We start from the raw sequence: 17,339 nt of genomic DNA, 5'->3' as shown, positions 1-17,339 counted from the left end.
GGCCTTGGCCTTCTTCTCCGCCTCGGCCTTGGCCTTCTTCTGCGCCTCCGCCTTGGCCGCGGCCTCCCGGCGGCGGCGCTCGGCGGCGGCCGCCTCCTTCGCGGACACCTTCTTCGTGTCCTTCGTCCGGCCGGTGAACAGGCCCGGCAGCTGGGCAAAGCTCATCGCGTCCCTCCCGTGCCCGTGCCCTTGAGCGTCCAGTGCGCCACCAGGCCCCCGGGGTACATGCCGCCGGCCGCCGTCTGCGAGGGCTCGGCGTGGCAGTGCATCGGATACTCCCAGTCCCGGTCCCGGGCGGCCCAGACCGCATCAAGAGCGTCCGGCGGACGCTTGACCGGAATAATGCAGTCCTTGCGGTCCATCTGCGGCAACTCGACCACGTCCTCCCACTGCTGCAGCACGATGTGCCCGTCGTCGTCCACATAGCCGCCCGAGCGCGGCCAGTCCCGGTTGTTCCGCCGGAGGGTCCACAGGTGGTTGCCGTGGAAATGGATCTGGTGGCTGACAATGCCGGGGTTGATCAGCCGGACCAGCTGTCCGCCGCGCAAGGTGCCGGCCGTGCCGCCCTCGCCGAACTGCCGCACGTCCAGCTGGCGCGGATAGCCGGAGACCAGGGTCTCCTCCTCGCTGGCCAGGTTCAGCTCCTCGTTCCGGGTCAGGGCCAGGGACTCGTAGCCGCTGCGGCCGTTGAGCAGGAAATAGCGCGGCACCGCAGGCGTCCGGGCAGGGTCCACCGTCCCGCCGGCGGCCTCGGTCCGCGCCCAGGCCGGGTCCACCGCGTGGCAGATCCAGATCCACTGCCGCTCGAAGGAGGCCTTGCCCGGGGTCACGTCCCAGCGGTGGTCCGGATGCATCACCACCAGCACCCCGAACAGCCCCAGCGCCCGCTCCACCGGCGCATTGCCGGGGTCCGAGTAGATGTAGGTGCCCGGCGGCGGCGCGGGCAGCTCCAGCGTGGCGCTGGCCCCCGGACGGATCCGCCCGGTGCCGGCGTCCGTCCCGTCCGGGCCGGCGTTGTGCAGCACGAACTCGTGGTCCCGGGCCAGCCGGTTGTGCACCCGGATCCGGAGGGTGCTGCCGGATTCGGCCACGATGGTGCGCGCCGGCAGATAGCTGGCCCAGTAGTTCCGGCGGATGAAGTACTGCCCGGGATTGGCCGGGTCCGGGCCCAGCGGCTGGGGCGTGCCGCGCGGCGGCAGCGGGGCGCCCAGCGGGTAGCTGCGGCTTTTGACCAGCTGCCCGTCCGCGGTGAACACGTGCGGTGCCGCGGCCAGGCTCGGCGCGGGGTCGCTGCGGTCGGTGGGCCGGTCCCCGAAGCCGCGGTGGTAGACCAGCGAATCATCCACCATCTTCAGGTAGCCCTCGTTGATGTACAGGTCCAGCACGCCCGGGATCGGCGTGACCGCCAGCGGCCGCACGGCGGAGGCGGTGCGGGCCCGGACCGGCTGCGCCGGCTGCTGCCCGGTCCCGCCGGCCAGGGCCAGCAGGCCGACGCCGGCGGCGGCACCGTACTTGAGCATGTTCCAGCGGCTGACCGGCTCCGCGGCCTCGGCCGGGCCTGGGGTGTCGGGATGCTCAGCCATGGGTTGTCGCTCCTTCATTCAGCGAGCCGGGCCGGCGCACCACCGGCGGCAGGGCCAGGGCCAGCGGCCTGTCCGTTTCCAGCCACGGGTCGGTGAATTCGGCGGCCATCCCCTTCGCGCCGGAGGGCGCCAGGAAGCTGATCCAGTACCGCTGCGTGGCGCCGGCGGCGAGCAGCCCGCCGGCGGCGTCGGACCCGCGGTTGGTCACGCTCGGCCCGTCCGGACCGACCTTCAGCCGCAGCTGGCCCGGTGAGAAGAGCACCTCATGGTCGGTGTCGTTGCGCACCTCCAGCTGCAGTGCCAGGTGGTCGCCCCAGGTGCGGTTGGCCGGCTGGGCGGTGCCGCTGACGACGGCGGCCCCATGGCCGCCGTGTCCGGCGGCTGCCGCGGCGGCACCGGACCCAAGCCGCGCCTGCCGCTCGGCCCCGGTGAGCCGGACGCTGCCGAAGCTGGTCCGCACTCCCCCGGAGGCCGGCCCGGAGGCCCCCGCCGTGCCGCTGCCGGCGATCAGTCCAGCGCCGCTCGCGGCCACGGCGGCGCCGGCAATGGTTGTTCCTACGATAGTGCCGAATACCCTGCGGGAGAGCCCTGCCGGTTCCCCATCCGTCAGGCTCCCCGTGGCACGGCGTTCCCCAACTGCTGCCACGTCCGTCCTGCTTCCCCGTAGATCTAGACGTTCCCTTGGTCGGCCGGTGATGGATGGCACCGGCCGGGACGTGCTGACAAGTTTCAGCATCACGGGCCGACCTTGGGATTTGGTGGGGGCGAATCCGGTGATAATGGGGTATGACTCTGCCCGCTGTAGCCCCTGCCCAACACGCCCGGCCCGTCCACCCGCCGATCGGCCTGCTGCTGGATGTGGACGGACCGATCGCCAGCACGCTCACGCGCACCGTCCCGCGGGAGATCGTCGCCTCGCTCATGGTGCTGGCCTCGCACGGCTGGCCGGTGGTCTTCAACACCGGCCGCTCCGATGCCTTCATCCGCGAGGAGATCATGGAGCCGCTCCTGGAGGCCGGCATCCCGGAGGACGTCCGCTTCCATGCCGTGTGCGAAAAGGGTGCGGTATGGTTCAGCTTCGGCTCCACCGGACCGGGCACCGTGCACGTGGACCACTCGCTCTCGGTGCCCCAGGACTACGCCGCCGAAGTGCGCTCGCTGGTGGCGGCCAGCTACTCCAGCCACATGTTCTTCGACGAGACCAAGCGCGCCATGGTCTCGGTGGAGCAGCTCGTCGAGGTCAGCAACCAGGAGTACCGGCGGGTGCAGGAGGATTTCGACACCGATGCGCTGGCCCTGATGGCGCGGTTCAACCTCGGCGCCAGCCGGCTGGACCGGCATGTGCCCAACAGCGACGACCGGGTCGACTACCGGCTGGATCCGACCATCATCGCCACCGACATCGAAGCCATCCAGCTGGGCAAGGATCTGGGCGCCGAGCGGGCCCTGGAGCTGCTGGCCGCGGAGCGGGTCCTCCCGCAGGCCTGGCGGACCATGGGCGACTCGCGCACCGACTACGCGATGGCGGACTGGCTGCACCACCACGGGCACCCGGTGGTGCACGTGGACGTCCGTCCCGCGGACGGCGTGCCAATGAAACCCTACCCGGTGCTCACTCCCGCCCACCTGGGGCTGCCGGACGCCATCCACGAGGAGGCCGGCGCCGCCTTCCTGCGTACCTGGGCGGCCGTCGCCCAGGCCCTGGCGCCAAGCCACATAGCGTAACAGCCGCGGGCACACGGCGGCGCCGCGGTGTTACTGTGCCTGCATGCCGAATACCCCTGGATCAATCCCCGTCATTGACCTGCGCACCGCCCGCAACGCGGACGGGTCGTTCAACGCGGACTTCATCGAGCAGCTGCGCGATGCGGCGCACCGCGTCGGCTTCTTCCAGATCACCGGCTACGGCGCCGCCGAGGGCCAGGTCGCGGAGCTGTTCGACGTGGTCAAGCGCTTCTTCGGCCTGCCGCTGGAGGACCGCCTCGCCCTGGACATCCGCAACTCCCCGCACTTCCGCGGCTACACCCGGATGGGCGCCGAGGTAACCGGCGGCCGGGCGGACGCGCGCGAGCAGCTGGACTACTCGCCCGAGAGCGAGCCGGTCGACGACTACCCCGAGGACCAGCCCTACTGGCTGCTGCGCGGACCGAACCAGTGGCCGGACGCCCTGCCGGAACTGAAGGACAAGGCCATGGCCTGGGCCGAACTGATGGGCAAGGTCGGGCACGAGCTGCTCTCGGGTATCGGCGTGGGCCTGGGCCTGCCCGAGGACTACTTCGACGAGCCGTTCCAGGGCACCCCGCACTGGATGGGCAAGCTGGTGCACTACGTGGGCGGCGTCGTCGAGGAGGCCGGCGACCAGGGCGTGGGCAGCCACGCCGACTACGGCTTCGTCACCCTGCTGCTGCAGGACATGGTCGGCGGCCTGGAGGTGCTGCCCCCGGGCAGCAGCGAGTGGCTGCCGGTGGAGCCGATCGAGGGCGCCCTGGTGGTGAACCTGGGCGAGATGCTCGAGGTGGCCACCGAGGGCTATATTGCCGCCACCATCCACCGCGTCACCGCCCCGCCGCCGGGTGTGGACCGCTACTCGGTGCCGTACTTCTGGTCCCCGCGGCTGGACGCGGTGATCGACCCGGTGCCGCTGCCGGCCGAGCTCAAGGCGCAGGCCCGCGGCATCTCGGACGACCCGAACAACCCGATGCTGGCCAGCTTCGGCAAGAACATGCTCAAGGGCCGGCTGCGCGCGCACCCGGACGTGACCGAGAAGTACTACCCGGACCTGATCGTGAAGTAACCGTGAACTAGCTTCCGGCTCCGGACGACGGCGGGACCTGCCCCTGGCGGGTCCCGCCGTCGTGCTGTGCCTGGCCGGTTTGTACCCGGCCGGCGCCCGGCACCTGCTGACAGCGGCCGGTGCGCGTGCCAATAATGATGCCGTGAGCGTTGTAGCAGACTGGCGCCGCGAACTGGCCAAGACGTTTTCCGGCGCGGACGAGCCGCCGCAGTGGCCGCGGCAGTTCGCCAACGGCACCGACGAGGGCTACTTCGGCCCCGGGTCGGCCGTCTGGGCGGTCCACGGCTCGATGGCCACCATTGTCGGCGGCATCCGCGCCCTGCTGGTGCAGTCCCTGCATCCGGGGGCGCTGGCCGGGGTGTACGATTTCTCCGCCTACCGCGAGGACGTGCTGGGCCGGCTGGCCCGCACCATCCGCTGGATCTTCACCGTCACCTACGGGGACACCACCGCCGCGCGGGAGGGCTGCCGGCGCGTGCTCCGGCTGCACGAGCGCGTCCACGGCTGGTACACCGACGCGAACGGCGTGCTGTGCAGCTACAGCGCCAATGACCCGCACCTGCTGCGCTGGGTGCATCTGGCCTTCACCGACGCGTTCCTGTCCGCCGAACTCGCCTACGGCCGGCCCATCCCCGGCGGCCCGGACGCCTACGTGGCCGAGTGGGCCGTGGCCGCGGAACTGATGGGCGTGCCGGACCCGCCCCGCTCCGCGGCGCAGCTGCAGCGGCAGCTGGCCACCTACGACGGCGAACTCGCCGCCGGCGAGCGGGTGGAGGAGGTCGTGTCCCTGCTGAAGCACCCGCCGCTGCCGCCCTCCCAGCGGCTCGGCTACCGGATCCTCTTCGCCGCCGCCGTCGCCACGCTCGGGCCGCGCTACCGGCAGCTGCTCGGACTGAAGCTGCCCGCGCCCGGCCCGGTGCCGCTGCCGGTGCGCACCGCCGCCCGCGCGGTGCTGCGCGTGGTCCGCTTCGGCCTGGGCCCGCGTAGCCCGAGCGAGGAAGCAGCCCGCCGGCGGATCGCCCGGGTCCAGGCCGGCCACTCCCAAGGAACGCCATGAAACTGACCGTGAACACCTTCCTCAGCCTGGACGGCGTCATGCAGGGCCCGGGCGGCCGCGACGAGGACACCAGCGGCGGCTTCGACCGCGGCGGCTGGCTGGTTCCCCACATCGACGAGGACTTCGGGCGCATCGTCAACGGCTGGTTCGCCAATGCGGAGGCGATCCTGCTGGGGCGCACGACCTACCAGATGATGCAGCCCTACTGGGAACAGGTCACGGATCCGGAGGACCCGGTGGCCGCCGCCATGAACAACCTGCCCAAGTACCTCGTCTCGTCCACCGTGGCGGAGCCAACGTGGCAGAACACCACGCTGCTCTCCGGCGATCCGGTGCAGGCCGTGGCGGAGCTGAAGTCCCGTCCCGGTGCCGAACTGCAGGTCCACGGCAGCCACCGGCTGGCGCGCGCCCTGCACGACGCCGGGCTGGTGGACGAATACCGGCTGCTGATCTTCCCGGTGGTTGTAGGCAAGGGCAAGCGGCTCTTCGACGACGGCGCCGTCCCGTCCGCGTTCGAACTGGTGGACAGCGCAACGACCGGGGCCGGCGCGGTGTCGCTGACGCTGTTGCCCAGGCCCTTCAGCACCGGGGACTTCGGCGTCGAGGACGGCCGCGAAACCACCATTGGGTAGCGGCTTCACCCCGGGGCGGGGGCGTCCCGCCCGTCCCTCTGGCCAAGGCTTCGCCGGCGTTCTACTGTACTGATTATCTGCTTTTACCAGTAGCGAAGGAGGCGTGTGGGGGAGCCAGCGGCGTCCACGGGATGCCTGCCCCATGGCCCCTGATGACGCACGTACGGCCGGTCCGCACGGAGGCGCGGCCGGCACTGGTTTTCCCGCATGAGGCATCATGTGGCGACTGCGACGAAACAAGTCTGAACCGGCCGGGCCCGAGGCGCCGGCGGCACCCGCTGGACCCGAGGAACCGGAGGAGCCGGAGGCCCAGGTTGAACCCGGGGAGCCGGTGGACTCCGGACCACCGAAAAAGGAACCCAAGCGGCCCCTGACCCGCTGGTCGGTGTGTGTCGCCCTCGTCTGCCTGGTGATCGGCATGGTGGTGGCCCCGGCGGCCGTGGGTGTGTCCATGGCCGGGCACGCGGTGCTGGACATGTGGGAGGAGCTCCCGACCGACCTGCCGGTGGAACAGCCGCTGCCGCAGCACACGGTGCTGCTGGACAAGGACGGCAAGGAATTCGCCCGGATCTACAGCGAGAACCGGATCGGCGTGCGCCAGGACCAGGTGTCCGCCGCGTTCAAGGAAACGCTGATTGCCACCGAGGACGCCCGCTTCTACGAGCACAACGGCGTCGATCCCTACGGCGTCGTCCGGGCGGTGCTGCACAACGCGGCCAACGAGGACGTCCAGGGCGCCTCCACCATCACCCAGCAACTGGTCCAGAACATCCTGATCAACAATGCCCGCAACGGCACCGAGGAACTGGTCGCGGCCGGAGACACCTACAACGCCAAGGTCCGCGAGGCCAAGTACGCCATCGCCCTGGAAAAGCAGCTGTCCAAGGAGGAGATCCTCACCCGCTACATGAACGCCGTCTACTTCGGCAACACCGCCTACGGGGTGGAGGCCGCGGCCCGCATCTACTTCAGCACGACGGCGGCGAAGCTGGACCACGTCCAGTCCGCCCTGCTGGTCGGCATGCTCAAGGCCCCGGTCGAGCTCGATCCGTTCGACAATCCCGAGGCAGCCACGGAACGCCGGAACACCGTGCTCACGGTGCTCGAGCGCCGGGGCGTCCTGACAGCCGCCGAGGCCCAGGCCGCCCGCGAGGCCCCGCTGGGCCTCAAGCACGGCTCCGTGCCGTCCAGCTGCGGGGACTCCAGGTACCCCTTCTACTGCGAGATCGTCCGCGAGGAAATCCTGACCAACAAGGCCTTCGGGGCCACGCCCGAGAAGCGCCAGGAACTCTTCGCCCTGGGCGGGCTGACGCTGACGACGGCGCTGGATCCGAAGGCGGCCAACGCCGCCCAGGCGGCAGTGGAGAAGGCGCTGGGCAACGGCAGCCGCGCCGCTTTGGGCGTCGCCGTCGTCGAGCCGGGCACCGGCCGCATCACCGCCATCGCGCAGAACCGCGAATGGGGCAAGGGCAAGGGCAAGACCCAGGTGGTCTATGCCAAGCAGGCCTTCCAGGTGGGTTCGGCCATGAAGCCGATCGTGCTGGCCACGGCGCTGAGCCAGGGCATCCCGGCCTCCACCCGTTTCAGGGCCGACGGCCCCTACCGCGCGCCGGACATGGACAACCCCCGCGGCGGGTTCATCAACTACAACAACCGCGACTACGGGGTGATCAACGCCTACGCGGCCATCCGCAGCTCGGTGAACGTGTACTTTATCCGGCTCATTGAGCGCGCCGGCGTCGTCAATACGGCCAAGATGGCCCGGAAGCTGGGCATCTCCTCCATCCCGGTGGACCAGTTGACCGGGCGGGAAGCATCCCTGGCCCTGGGCGCCTACGAGGTAACCCCGCTGGAAATGGCCGGCGCGTACGCCGCCTTCATGAGCGGCGGGACGGTCTGCGACCCGGTGGCGGTGACCAAGGCGGTGCGCAACGAGACCAGGGAAAAGCTCGCGGTCCCGGACCCGAACTGCCGCCGGGCAATCGACAAGAAGGTGGCGGACACCGTGGCGGACACGCTCAAGGAACCCTTCAAGCGCCGGGGGACCCTGGGGCAGCTGGGCCGGCCCGACGGCCGGGAGGTGGGCGCCAAGACCGGCACCACCAACGACTTCGCGGCCAACTGGATTGTGGGCGGGACCCCGCAGGCCATGGCCGCCGTTTGGCTGGGCGACCCGCGGGGCGGGGCCGAGTATCCGCTCACCACGCTCAGGGCCTACGGCAGAACCTTCCAGGACCTGACCGGATCCGAGGTGGCCGGCCCGGTCTGGAAAGACACCATGGAAGGTGCGCTCAAGGGCGAAAAGAAGGTCCGGCTGCCCAATCCCGACTAAGCAGGCAGCGGTGCAGGCGGGCGCGGAATGACAGCGGCCCCGGCCGGTTTCCCGGTCGGGGCCGCTGTTCCAGTGGCGGAGGATGGGGGATTTGAACCCCCGAGGGCTGTTAACCCAACACGCGTTCCAGGCGTGCGCCATAGGCCGCTAGGCGAATCCTCCAGCTGCCCGCGCTCGGCAGGCGGATACCAGAATACCGGAGTTTTACCGATCTGCCGAATCGGGAGGACTTGGCCGAAAGGCCTGTTGTTGGTAAGCATACTTAGTGTTAGCGTGAGTTTGAATCCGACAGGTGCCCCCACCCCGAGGAGAACAGCATGACAACCCAAAGCAGTACGGACAAGGGCCGTACCGCACCGGCGCCGGATCATCCGCAAAAACCGGATAGTCCCGCCGACCTGGAAAAGCCCTCGTGGAAATACATCCTGCGCAAATCCGTCCGCGAGTTTTCCGACGACCAGTGCACGGACCTGGCGGCGGCCCTGACCTACTACACGGTGCTGTCCCTGTTCCCCGCGCTGCTGGCCATGGTGTCCCTGCTGGGCATCTTCGGCCAGAGTGAACAGACCACCGGCGTCATGCTGGACCTGGTCCGGCGGCTGGCCCCGGGCGAAGCGGTCCAGGTGCTCGAACAGCCGTTGCAGCAGCTCGCCGCCTCGCAGACGGCCGGCCTCACGCTCGCCGTCGGTATTGTCGGCGCACTCTGGTCCGCCTCGGCTTACGTGGGCGCCTTTGCCCGGGCCATGAACCGCATCTACGAAGTGGACGAGGGCCGCCCGTTCTGGAAGCTGCGCCCGGTGATGCTGCTGGTCACCCTGGCCATGGTGGTGCTGGCGGCAGCGATGCTGGTAATGCTGGTCATCTCCGGCCCGATCGCCGCGGCGGTCGGCGGGCTGGTCGGGATGGACCAGGCGGCCGTGACGGTGTGGAATATTGCCAAGTGGCCGGTGCTCGTGTTCGCCGCGGTGCTGGCGGTCGCGCTGCTGTACTACGCCACCCCGAACGTGAAGCAGCCGAAATTCCGCTGGATCAGCATGGGCGCCTTCATGGCCCTGCTGGTCCTGGCGCTCACCACCGCCGGCTTCGGGTTCTACGTGGCCAACTTTGCCAACTACAACCGGACCTACGGTGCCATCGGCGGCGTGATCGTGCTGCTGCTGTGGCTGTACCTGGCGAACCTGTCCCTGCTCTTCGGCGCCGAGTTCGACGCCGAGACCGAGCGCGGCCGCCAGCTGCAGGCGGGCATCGTGGCGGAAGAGACCCTGCAACTGCCGCCGCGGGACGACCGCCGCAGCCAGAAGCAGCAGCAGCAGGCCCGGGACGACGTGGCACGCGGACGCCTGCTGCGCATCCAGTCCGGCCACCGGCGCTGGAGGGAGGAGCACGACGGCAGACAGCTGTCCGGGTCACGCTGACCGGATCACGACAGGCCCCATCAGATTCCACGAAAAGGAGCTGTGATGACAACAAATCCGAACACCGGCAACTACGATGAAGACTTCCCTCCGCGGACGGGCACGGCGGATGCACCCTACGGTGAGACAGTCGTGGGCGACACGACGGTGACCCCGGTTGTCCCCGCAGAGCCTGCCACCTCGACCCCGTCGACCAGCACCACCGCCAAGGAAGAGGCCAAGGAGGTGGGCCGGGAAGGCATGGCCGCCGGCCAGCATGTGGCCGGGGTCGCGAAGGAAGAGGCCAAGGGAGTCGGCCGGGAAGCCAAGTACCAGGCCAGGAACCTCGTGTCCCAGCTCGGCGACGACCTCCGCGGCCAGGCCGGCACGCAGCAGCAGCGTGTGGCCTCCGGGATCCGCTCCATCGGTGACGAGCTGAGCTCCATGGCCAGCAGCTCCGAGCAGTCCGGCACCGCGGCGAACCTGGTGAGCCAGGCGGCCGAGAGGGCCAACGGCATCGCCGACTGGCTCGAGAACCGGGATCCGGGATCCCTGCTGGAAGAGGTCAGGTCCTTCGCCCGGCGCCGGCCCGGTGTGTTCCTGGCCATCGCCGCCGGGGCGGGCCTGCTCGCCGGCCGGCTGACCCGCGGCATTGCGGCCGAGGCCTCCTCGGGCACTACCGGCACCGCCCCGCGGGCCATGGGCACCACGGCCACCACGGGCGAGGTCCCGCCGCCGCCCACCTTTGTCCCGGAAACCACCGGCACCTACGGCACGGCCGGCACCACGGGCGCCTACGGCGCCACAGGTGCGGGCACGGGCGCCTACGGCACCACGACCGGCACTACCGGCGCTACCGGCGACTATGGCACCACGGGAACCACCGGAGCCTACGGCACGGAACCGGGCACCACGGGCGCCTACGGTTCGGACACGGACGTCATCCCGCCGGTTCCGCCCGCAACGCCCGAGCCGACCACGCAGCCGCCGCGCACGCCGTCGGAGCAGACTCTTGACGAGGGCGGTGAACGCCGATGAGCCACGCCGCCCCAGGTCCTTCCAACGCCTCCGGCGCGCCGCAGACCCCGCCCACCAATGCGGAACTGAAGGCCGAAACCACTTCCCTGGGCGACCTGCTTGCCGACGTCAGCCGGGACATTTCCCTGCTGATGCGCCAGGAAGTGGAACTGGCCAAGGCCGAGCTCAAGGAGTCAGGTACCCGCGCGGGCAAGGGCGCCGGCATGTACGCCGGCGCCGGAGTGGCCGGACACTTCGTCCTGCTGTTCCTGTCCATCGCCCTGTGGTGGGGACTCGGCGAACTCATCGGCCATGTATGGTCCGCCCTGATCGTGGCCGTCATCTGGGCGATCATCGCGGCCATCCTGTACGCCGTCGGCAAGAAGGAAATGAAGACGGTGCGCGGTATGCCGCGCACCACGGAAACCGTGAAAAAGATTCCCGATACCCTGAAGCCAAGTGAGGAACCACGATGAGCCAGACACCTGAAGAGATCCGCGCAGACATCGAAGCGACCCGCGGCCGGCTGGGCACGGACGTGGACGCGGTGGCAGAGAAGGTCACCCCGTCCAAGGTCGTGCAGCGCCAGACGGACAAGGTCAAGGGTTCGCTCAGCCGCGTGAAGGAGCGGGTCATGGGCAGCGCCGGGGATGTGGGCCACTCGATGCACTCCTCCGTGCAGTCCGCGGGCCACTCGGTGCAGTCCACGGCCCAGGACGTGGGCCACTCGGTGCAGTCCACGGCCCAGGACGTGGGCGAGGCCATCAGCGAGGCACCGCAGATGATCGCCCGCCAGACCAGCGGCAACCCGCTGGCCGCCGGCCTGATCGCCTTCGGCGTCGGCTGGCTGGTCTCTTCCCTGGCCCCTTCCACCCAGCGCGAGCAGCAGGCCGCCGCGGCCCTGAAGGAGAAGGCCCAGCCGCTGATGGAAGAGGTCAAGGAGTCCGCGCGGCAGGTCGCCCAGGACATGAAGGAGCCGGCCCGCCAGGCCGCCGAAGAGGTCAAGTCCAGCGCCACGGAAGCCACGGAGCGGGTCAAGGCCGAGGGCACCTCGGCGGCCGAAGACGTGCAGCAGCGCGCCCAGGAGGCCAGGACCAACGTCCAGGACCAGTCGTCGCAGGGCGGCAGCACCTACTAGGCACTACCCCCAGCAAGCCGGGGCCGGGAAGGGACCAGTACCACTGCCTTCCCGGCCCCGGCGCTGTCCGGCCGCCCCCGCCCCGAAGGAGAGAAAACCCATGGCAGATCAACTGGTTGCGGATGTCATCGTCGAACGCCTGCGGACGTGGGGCGTGGAACGGGTCTTCGGGTACAGCGGGGACGGCATCAACGCCTTCATGGGGGCGCTGCGGCGGGCTGCCGGCAACCCCGCCTTCGTCCAGGCCCGGCACGAGGAAACCGCCGCCTTCATGGCCGTGGGACACGCCAAGTACACCGGCCAGGTCGGGGTGGTCACCTCCACCCAGGGCCCGGGCGCCATCCACCTGCTCAACGGGCTCTACGACGCCAAGCTGGACCACGTCCCGGTGGTCGCCCTCATCGGGCAGCAGCAGCGGTCCGTGCTGGGCTCGGGGTACATGCAGGAAATCGACCTGCTGAACGTCACCAAGGACGTGGCGGCGCATTTCAACCAGCTGGCCAGTTCCCCGGAGCAGATCCCCATGGTGATCGACCGCGCCTTCCGGGCGGCGCTGGCGGCACGGCAGCCCGTGGTGGTCATCCTGCCGCACGATATCCAGCAGGCCCCGGCCCCGGAACACCCGCAGGAGCACGGCAAGCTGCTCACCTCCCCCGTCTGGAACCCGCCGCAGGTCCTGCCCGGCGAAGCCGACCTGCGCCGGGCCGCCGAGGTGCTCAATGCCGGAACCCGGGTGGCCCTGCTGGTCGGCCAGGGAGCGCGCGCGGCCCGGCAGGAGGTGGTGGAGGTGGCCGGGCGGCTCGGCGCCGGGATCGCCACCAGCCTGCTGGGGAAACCCTACGTGGACGAAAGCCTGCCGTTCGTGGCCGGCACCATGGGACACCTGGGCAGCACCGCCAGCGCCCACCTGCTGGGCAACTGCGACACGCTGCTGATCGTCGGGTCCAACGATCCGTGGACGGAGTTCTATCCGCCGCACGGCTCCGTGCGCGCCGTGCAGATCGATCTGGACCCGGCCGCCCTCGGCAACCGCTTCCCGGTGGAGGCAGGGCTCACCGGCGATGCGGCGGCCACGCTGCAGCGCCTGCTGCCGCTGCTGGAGGCCAAAAGCGACACCTCGTGGCGCTCGGAGGTGGAAGCCGGGGTGCGCCGGTGGCACCGGCTGCGGGAACGCCGCGCCGGGGTGGCGGCCCGGCCGGTCAATCCGGAGCTGGTGATCCGCGAGCTCAACGGGCGCCTGCCGGCGGACGCGCAGCTGGCGGTCGACGTCGGCAGCGTCGTGTACTGGTACGCCCGGCAGCTGACGCTGCCCCCGGAGGTCCCGGCGCACCTGTCCGGGACGCTGGCCAGCATGGGCTGCTCGATACCCTACGCCATCGCCGCCAAGCTGGCCCGGCCGGAACGGCCCGCCGTCGTCCTCAGCGGTGACGGCGCGATGCAGATGAGCGGCCTGGCCGAGCTGGTCACCGTCGGCAGGATGTGGAAGCAGTGGCAGGATCCCCGGTTCGTGGTCTGCGTGCTGAACAACCGCGAGCTGACCGAGGTCACCTGGGAGCAGCGGGAGATGGAGGGCGAACCGCGCTTCCCGGACAGCCAGGAACTGCCGGACGTCAACTATGCGGACTACGCGCGCCTGCTGGGCATGGACGGGCTGCGGGTGGAAGACCCGGACCAGCTGGGCGCCGCCTGGGAGCAGGCGCTCGCCGCGGACCGGCCGTTCCTCCTCGAGGTCCTCACCGATCCCGAGGTCCCGCTGCTGCCGCCCTTCCCGGCAGGCGCCACGAAGGCGGAAACCATGCGCCAGGGCCTGGGCGCCGAAGGCTCCGCCGGCGGGCACGCGCGGGAACTGCTGGAGCGCTACGTGGCCTTGGAAGAGGAACTGCAGGACTGACGTCCCGCCCGGCGGCTCACCCTTCGCGCCAGTCCGGGCTGGTGATGTGCGAGCCGGCCTGCGGACCCATCTGCAGCATGCCGCCGTCGACCACCCACGACGCCCCGGTGACATACGCCGCCTCGGGCGAAGCCAGGAACGCAATCACCGCCGCCACCTCGCGCGCGTCGCCCGGCCGGCCCAGCGGCACTCCCGGACGGTCGGTGCCGCGCGGGTCCTGGTCCTCCTGGCCGGTCATCGGCGTGGCGATCTCGCCGGGAGCGACGGCGTTGGCGGTGATGCCGTACTGCCCCAGTTCCAGCGCAATGGTCTTGACCAGCCCGCCGAGCCCGTGCTTGGCGGCGTCGTAGGCGGAGGAGCCGACCCGCGGCTGGTGCTCGTGCACGCTGGTGACGGCGATGATCCGGCCGCCGTTGCCGGCCTCCACCATGCGCCGGGCCGCCCGCTGCATGCAGACGAAGGCCCCGTCCAGGTCGGTGGCCACGGTGCGCCGCCACCGCTCGTAGTCCAGGTCCAGGAACTTCACCTGCTCGCCGGTGCCGGCATTGTTCACGAACACATCGAGCCCGCCCAGGGCATCGGCGAGCGCATCGATGACCTGCCCGCACCCGGGCAGGTCGGTGACGTCCAGCTGCGCGACGTGGGCTTCCCGCCCGAGCGAGCGGACCTCCTCCGCCGTCTGCTCCGCTCCGGCGGCGTCCGTGTGCCAGCTGATGCCCACGTCCAGCCCGGCCCGGGCGAGGGCCACCGCCGTCGCTTTGCCGATGCCTGAGTCCGAGCCGGTGACTATTGCGGTCCGCGGTGTGAATGCCATGGATGCATCTTGCTGGCCTGCTGCCGCAGGGCACAAGAGCCTGCCCCGGGACCGCCGCCTGATGCTAAGCATTCTTATTGTTCCGCCTAGTCAGGCGTCCTATTCTGTGCACAAGGTTTGCCAATATACCCTTCGGAAGGGGATGGCCCCGTGGACGAACGCATGAACAAGGTCCGCAGTGCGGCAGCCGACAAGGAGTGGCTGCAGTTCCAACTCGACAACGCGGACCAGGACTTGAAGGACGCCGTGCGCGAGGCGCTGTCCGCCGGAATCCTGGCCGAGGACCTGGTGGAGCCGGCGGAACTGACGCTGGAGCAGATCAGGATGATCGCGCGCAACGAGAATTAGTCCGGCGGATTCGGAAGTCCCCGCGGGATCGGGTAAGCTGTTGGGCGGCCCCTCATGTGGTGTCATCCTGTGAACTCCCCCAGGACCGGAAGGTAGCAAGGGTAAGCGGGCTCTGGCAGGTGCATGAGGGGTCTTTTACGTGATGCGGAGCCTTGGCTTGAACGGATAGTGTTTTCATCGTGAGTACAGCCCTTTACCGCCGTTACCGGCCGGATACCTTCGCGGACGTTATCGGGCAGGAACACGTCACCGAACCCCTGATGGCCGCACTGCAGAAGAACCGCGTGAACCACGCCTACCTCTTCTCCGGCCCGCGCGGCTGCGGCAAGACCACCTCCGCACGCATCCTCGCCCGCTGCCTGAACTGCGCCCAGGGGCCGACGGCGACCCCGTGCGGCGTCTGCGATTCCTGCGTGGAGCTGGGCCGCGGCGGTCCCGGCAGCCTGGATGTGATCGAGATCGACGCCGCGAGCCACGGCGGCGTCGACGACGCCCGGGACCTGCGCGAGCGCGCCACCTTCGCCCCGGTGCGCGACCGCTACAAGATCTTCATCATCGACGAGGCCCACATGGTGACCTCCGCAGGCTTCAACGCGCTGCTGAAGATCGTGGAGGAGCCGCCGGAGCACATCAAGTTCATCTTCGCCACCACGGAGCCGGACAAGGTCATCGGCACCATCCGCTCCCGCACCCACCACTATCCGTTCCGGCTGGTGCCGCCGGAGCCGCTGCTGAAGTACCTGGAGCATCTGTGCGACCAGGAGCACGTGCCGGTGGCCCCGGGCGTGCTCTCGCTGGTGATCCGGGCCGGCGGCGGCTCGGTGCGCGACTCGCTCTCCGTGCTGGACCAGCTCATGGCCGGGGCCGGGGCCGCGGGCCTGGACTACGAACTGGCCGTGTCCCTGCTCGGCTACACGCATGCCTCGCTGCTGGACGACGTGGTCGAGGCGGTCGCCGCCGCGGATGCCTCCACGGTGTTCAGCGCCGTGGACCGGGTGATCCAGACCGGCCACGACCCGCGGCGCTTCGTGGAGGACCTGCTCGAACGCTTCCGGGACCTGATCATTGTCAAGGCCATGCCCGAAAGCGCTCATGCCATCCTGCGCGGCGTCCCGGAGGACCAGATCGCCCGGATGCAGACCCAGGCCAACCAGCTCGGTTCGGCCGAACTGTCCCGGGCCGCGGACATCACCAACCAGGCGCTGACCGAGATGACCGGCGCCACCTCGCCCAGGCTGCACCTGGAGCTGCTCTGCGCCCGCATCCTGCTGCCGGCCGCGGAGCAGGCCGAACGCGGTGTGGCCGCCCGGGTGGACCGGATCGAGCGCCGGCTTAACTATGGCGGCGCCGCTGCTGCCGTGCCGGCGTCCGACGGCGCCGCGCCCGCTGCCGCCGCGCCCGCCGCCGCTCCGGCGTCCGCAGCCCCGGCGCCGGCGGTCGTCGAGCCCGCAGCCCCTGCATTCGCGGAGGCACCTGCGCGCCTGACCCCGCCGAGGGTGACGACGGCGGACTGGCCGCGCGAAGATTCCCAGCCCGGCGGCGCGCCGGCTGCCGCCCCGGAGACCGGCCGCGGCACCGGACCGGTGATCAACGCCGCCGACTGGGGCGGCGGCTGGGGCTCGTCCGCAGCGCCGGCAGAACCGGCCAAGCCCGCAGGAGCCGCACAGCCGGCAGAACCGGCCACGCCTGCAGAACCCGCGCAGCCGGCCCAGCCGGCGAACCAGGCCGGGCCTGAGCCGCGGGAAGAACCTGTTCAGCGGGAAGAACCTGCGCAGCCGGCACCGCAGCAGCCAGGACCCCAGCAGCCAGGACCCCAGGCGGCGGCGCAGCGGCCGGAACCGGCTTCGCCGCAGCATTCCGCGCCCGGCACCTCCGCACCGGCGGCTGCCCCGGGCGGGCAGGGCCAGATCGAAATGATCCGGCGGGCCTGGCCGGAGATCCTCGACGAGCTCAGCAGCATCCGGCGCGTGACCTGGATGAACGTCAGCGCCAACGCTTCGCCTGCCGGCTTCGACGGTGCCGTGCTGGCCCTGGGTTTCAAGAACCAGGGTTCGGCAGCCAACTTCGAGCGCGGCGAGCACGCAGAGAACCTGCGCAGGGCGATCCACAAGGTGCTCGGACTGGAGTGCCAGATCCGCACCGTCGACGGCTCCTCTGCGGCAGCAGGTGAGTCGGGCCCAAAAGTACCAACCAGCCGGCCTGAGCCGGCGGGGGCCTTCGCAGGGCGGCAGGCCGGACCTGCCGCCGGCCCGGCCCCTGACGAACAGGCACCCACCGTGCCGGTGCCTGCAGCCGCGCCCGCCGTGCCGGTGCCGGCCGCAGCCGCGCCGGCCCCTGCG

The 17,339-nt window shown here is 70.5% G+C and carries 15 protein-coding genes, 1 tRNA gene and 1 other RNA gene; 13 read left to right on the top strand and 4 right to left on the bottom strand.

Annotated elements, in window-relative coordinates; translation table 11 throughout:
* Positions 1 to 161: 161 nt before the first annotated feature.
* Both HGG74_RS07295 and HGG74_RS07290 read right to left on the bottom strand, forming a co-directional pair.
* Complete coding sequence (locus HGG74_RS07295; protein ID WP_246262728.1) at positions 162 to 1,583, bottom strand: multicopper oxidase domain-containing protein; 1,422 nt, start codon at positions 1,581 to 1,583, stop codon at positions 162 to 164.
* Positions 1,576 to 2,229: a hypothetical protein gene (locus tag HGG74_RS07290; RefSeq protein ID WP_312856779.1), complete on the bottom strand. Its 654-nt coding sequence runs from the start codon at positions 2,227 to 2,229 to the stop codon at positions 1,576 to 1,578. Before HGG74_RS07290 ends, HGG74_RS07295 begins: the two co-directional genes overlap by 8 nt.
* Positions 2,230 to 2,369: 140 nt before the next feature.
* Between HGG74_RS07290 and HGG74_RS07285 the strand changes: the two genes are divergently transcribed.
* The 5 genes from HGG74_RS07285 (at position 2,370) to HGG74_RS07265 (ending at position 8,398) form a co-directional block, all read left to right on the top strand.
* Positions 2,370 to 3,308, top strand: a complete 939-nt coding sequence (locus HGG74_RS07285) for a hypothetical protein (protein ID WP_168485700.1) — start codon at positions 2,370 to 2,372, stop codon at positions 3,306 to 3,308.
* A gap of 43 nt (positions 3,309 to 3,351) precedes the next feature.
* The gene (locus HGG74_RS07280; protein ID WP_168485699.1) at positions 3,352 to 4,377 is read left to right on the top strand and encodes an isopenicillin N synthase family dioxygenase; all 1,026 of its coding nucleotides are present in this window, start codon (positions 3,352 to 3,354) and stop codon (positions 4,375 to 4,377) included.
* Between the two features lie 142 nt (positions 4,378 to 4,519).
* Positions 4,520 to 5,434, top strand: coding sequence for an oxygenase MpaB family protein (locus HGG74_RS07275; RefSeq protein WP_168485698.1), 915 nt, complete (start codon positions 4,520 to 4,522; stop codon positions 5,432 to 5,434).
* Complete coding sequence (locus HGG74_RS07270) at positions 5,431 to 6,066, top strand: dihydrofolate reductase family protein (protein ID WP_168485697.1); 636 nt, start codon at positions 5,431 to 5,433, stop codon at positions 6,064 to 6,066. Before HGG74_RS07275 ends, HGG74_RS07270 begins: the two co-directional genes overlap by 4 nt.
* Positions 6,067 to 6,397: 331 nt before the next feature.
* Positions 6,398 to 8,398 carry a transglycosylase domain-containing protein gene (locus HGG74_RS07265; protein ID WP_312856778.1) on the top strand — a complete coding sequence of 667 codons (2,001 nt, stop codon included), beginning with the start codon at positions 6,398 to 6,400 and terminating at the stop codon, positions 8,396 to 8,398.
* A 73-nt stretch (positions 8,399 to 8,471) separates the two neighbouring features.
* Here HGG74_RS07265 and HGG74_RS07260 read toward each other — a convergent pair.
* Positions 8,472 to 8,560 (bottom strand) — tRNA-Ser (locus tag HGG74_RS07260).
* A gap of 155 nt (positions 8,561 to 8,715) precedes the next feature.
* Here HGG74_RS07260 and HGG74_RS07255 point away from each other — a divergent pair.
* The 5 genes from HGG74_RS07255 to HGG74_RS07235 all read left to right on the top strand — a co-directional run bounded on the left by HGG74_RS07255 (position 8,716) and on the right by HGG74_RS07235 (position 13,838).
* Positions 8,716 to 9,813 (top strand): YihY/virulence factor BrkB family protein, encoded by a 1,098-nt coding sequence (locus HGG74_RS07255; RefSeq protein WP_168485696.1) that lies wholly within the window; start codon positions 8,716 to 8,718, stop codon positions 9,811 to 9,813.
* Positions 9,814 to 9,858: 45 nt separating this feature from the next.
* Entirely contained in the window at positions 9,859 to 10,830 is a 972-nt protein-coding gene (locus HGG74_RS21145) for a hypothetical protein (protein WP_205761538.1), read from the top strand.
* Entirely contained in the window at positions 10,827 to 11,285 is a 459-nt protein-coding gene (locus HGG74_RS07245; protein ID WP_168485695.1) for a phage holin family protein, read from the top strand. The genes HGG74_RS21145 and HGG74_RS07245 overlap by 4 nt, the downstream gene beginning before the upstream one ends.
* Positions 11,282 to 11,947 (top strand): DUF3618 domain-containing protein, encoded by a 666-nt coding sequence (locus HGG74_RS07240; protein ID WP_168485694.1) that lies wholly within the window; start codon positions 11,282 to 11,284, stop codon positions 11,945 to 11,947. The genes HGG74_RS07245 and HGG74_RS07240 overlap by 4 nt, the downstream gene beginning before the upstream one ends.
* A 100-nt stretch (positions 11,948 to 12,047) precedes the next feature.
* Positions 12,048 to 13,838: a thiamine pyrophosphate-requiring protein gene (locus HGG74_RS07235; RefSeq protein ID WP_168485693.1), complete on the top strand. Its 1,791-nt coding sequence runs from the start codon at positions 12,048 to 12,050 to the stop codon at positions 13,836 to 13,838.
* A gap of 16 nt (positions 13,839 to 13,854) precedes the next feature.
* On the opposite strand, the gene HGG74_RS07230 is transcribed toward HGG74_RS07235, so the two are convergent.
* Positions 13,855 to 14,652: an SDR family oxidoreductase gene (locus HGG74_RS07230; RefSeq protein ID WP_168485692.1), complete on the bottom strand. Its 798-nt coding sequence runs from the start codon at positions 14,650 to 14,652 to the stop codon at positions 13,855 to 13,857.
* 150 nt (positions 14,653 to 14,802) lie between these two features.
* Here HGG74_RS07230 and HGG74_RS07225 point away from each other — a divergent pair, with 150 nt between their 5' ends.
* The 3 genes from HGG74_RS07225 to HGG74_RS07215 form a co-directional block, all read left to right on the top strand.
* Positions 14,803 to 15,000 carry a hypothetical protein gene (locus HGG74_RS07225; protein ID WP_168485691.1) on the top strand — a complete coding sequence of 66 codons (198 nt, stop codon included), beginning with the start codon at positions 14,803 to 14,805 and terminating at the stop codon, positions 14,998 to 15,000.
* 43 nt (positions 15,001 to 15,043) lie between these two features.
* An RNA gene (gene ffs, locus HGG74_RS07220) (signal recognition particle sRNA small type) lies at positions 15,044 to 15,139 on the top strand.
* Positions 15,140 to 15,179: 40 nt separating this feature from the next.
* A partial coding sequence (locus HGG74_RS07215) for a DNA polymerase III subunit gamma and tau (RefSeq protein WP_312856777.1) occupies positions 15,180 to 17,339 on the top strand: 2,160 nt, incomplete at its 3' end.

Source organism: Arthrobacter mobilis (genome assembly GCF_012395835.1).
Classification (GTDB): domain Bacteria; phylum Actinomycetota; class Actinomycetes; order Actinomycetales; family Micrococcaceae; genus Crystallibacter; species Crystallibacter mobilis.
The sequence above is the reverse complement of the archived record's forward strand: the minus strand, read 5'-3'. Positions and strand labels throughout refer to the sequence as shown.

Bases quoted from the DNA above. Each gene is read 5' to 3' on its own strand.
- HGG74_RS07270 (WP_168485697.1), top strand. From the start codon at position 5,431: ATGAAACTGACCGTGAACACCTTCCTCAGCCTGGACGGCGTCATGCAG.
- HGG74_RS07285 (WP_168485700.1), top strand. From the start codon at position 2,370: ATGACTCTGCCCGCTGTAGCCCCTGCCCAACACGCCCGGCCCGTCCAC.
- HGG74_RS07240 (WP_168485694.1), top strand. From the start codon at position 11,282: ATGAGCCAGACACCTGAAGAGATCCGCGCAGACATCGAAGCGACCCGC.
- HGG74_RS07295 (WP_246262728.1), bottom strand. From the start codon at position 1,583: ATGGCTGAGCATCCCGACACCCCAGGCCCGGCCGAGGCCGCGGAGCCG.
- HGG74_RS21145 (WP_205761538.1), top strand. From the start codon at position 9,859: ATGACAACAAATCCGAACACCGGCAACTACGATGAAGACTTCCCTCCG.
- HGG74_RS07280 (WP_168485699.1), top strand. From the start codon at position 3,352: ATGCCGAATACCCCTGGATCAATCCCCGTCATTGACCTGCGCACCGCC.
- HGG74_RS07255 (WP_168485696.1), top strand. From the start codon at position 8,716: ATGACAACCCAAAGCAGTACGGACAAGGGCCGTACCGCACCGGCGCCG.
- HGG74_RS07230 (WP_168485692.1), bottom strand. From the start codon at position 14,652: ATGGCATTCACACCGCGGACCGCAATAGTCACCGGCTCGGACTCAGGC.
- HGG74_RS07245 (WP_168485695.1), top strand. From the start codon at position 10,827: ATGAGCCACGCCGCCCCAGGTCCTTCCAACGCCTCCGGCGCGCCGCAG.
- HGG74_RS07235 (WP_168485693.1), top strand. From the start codon at position 12,048: ATGGCAGATCAACTGGTTGCGGATGTCATCGTCGAACGCCTGCGGACG.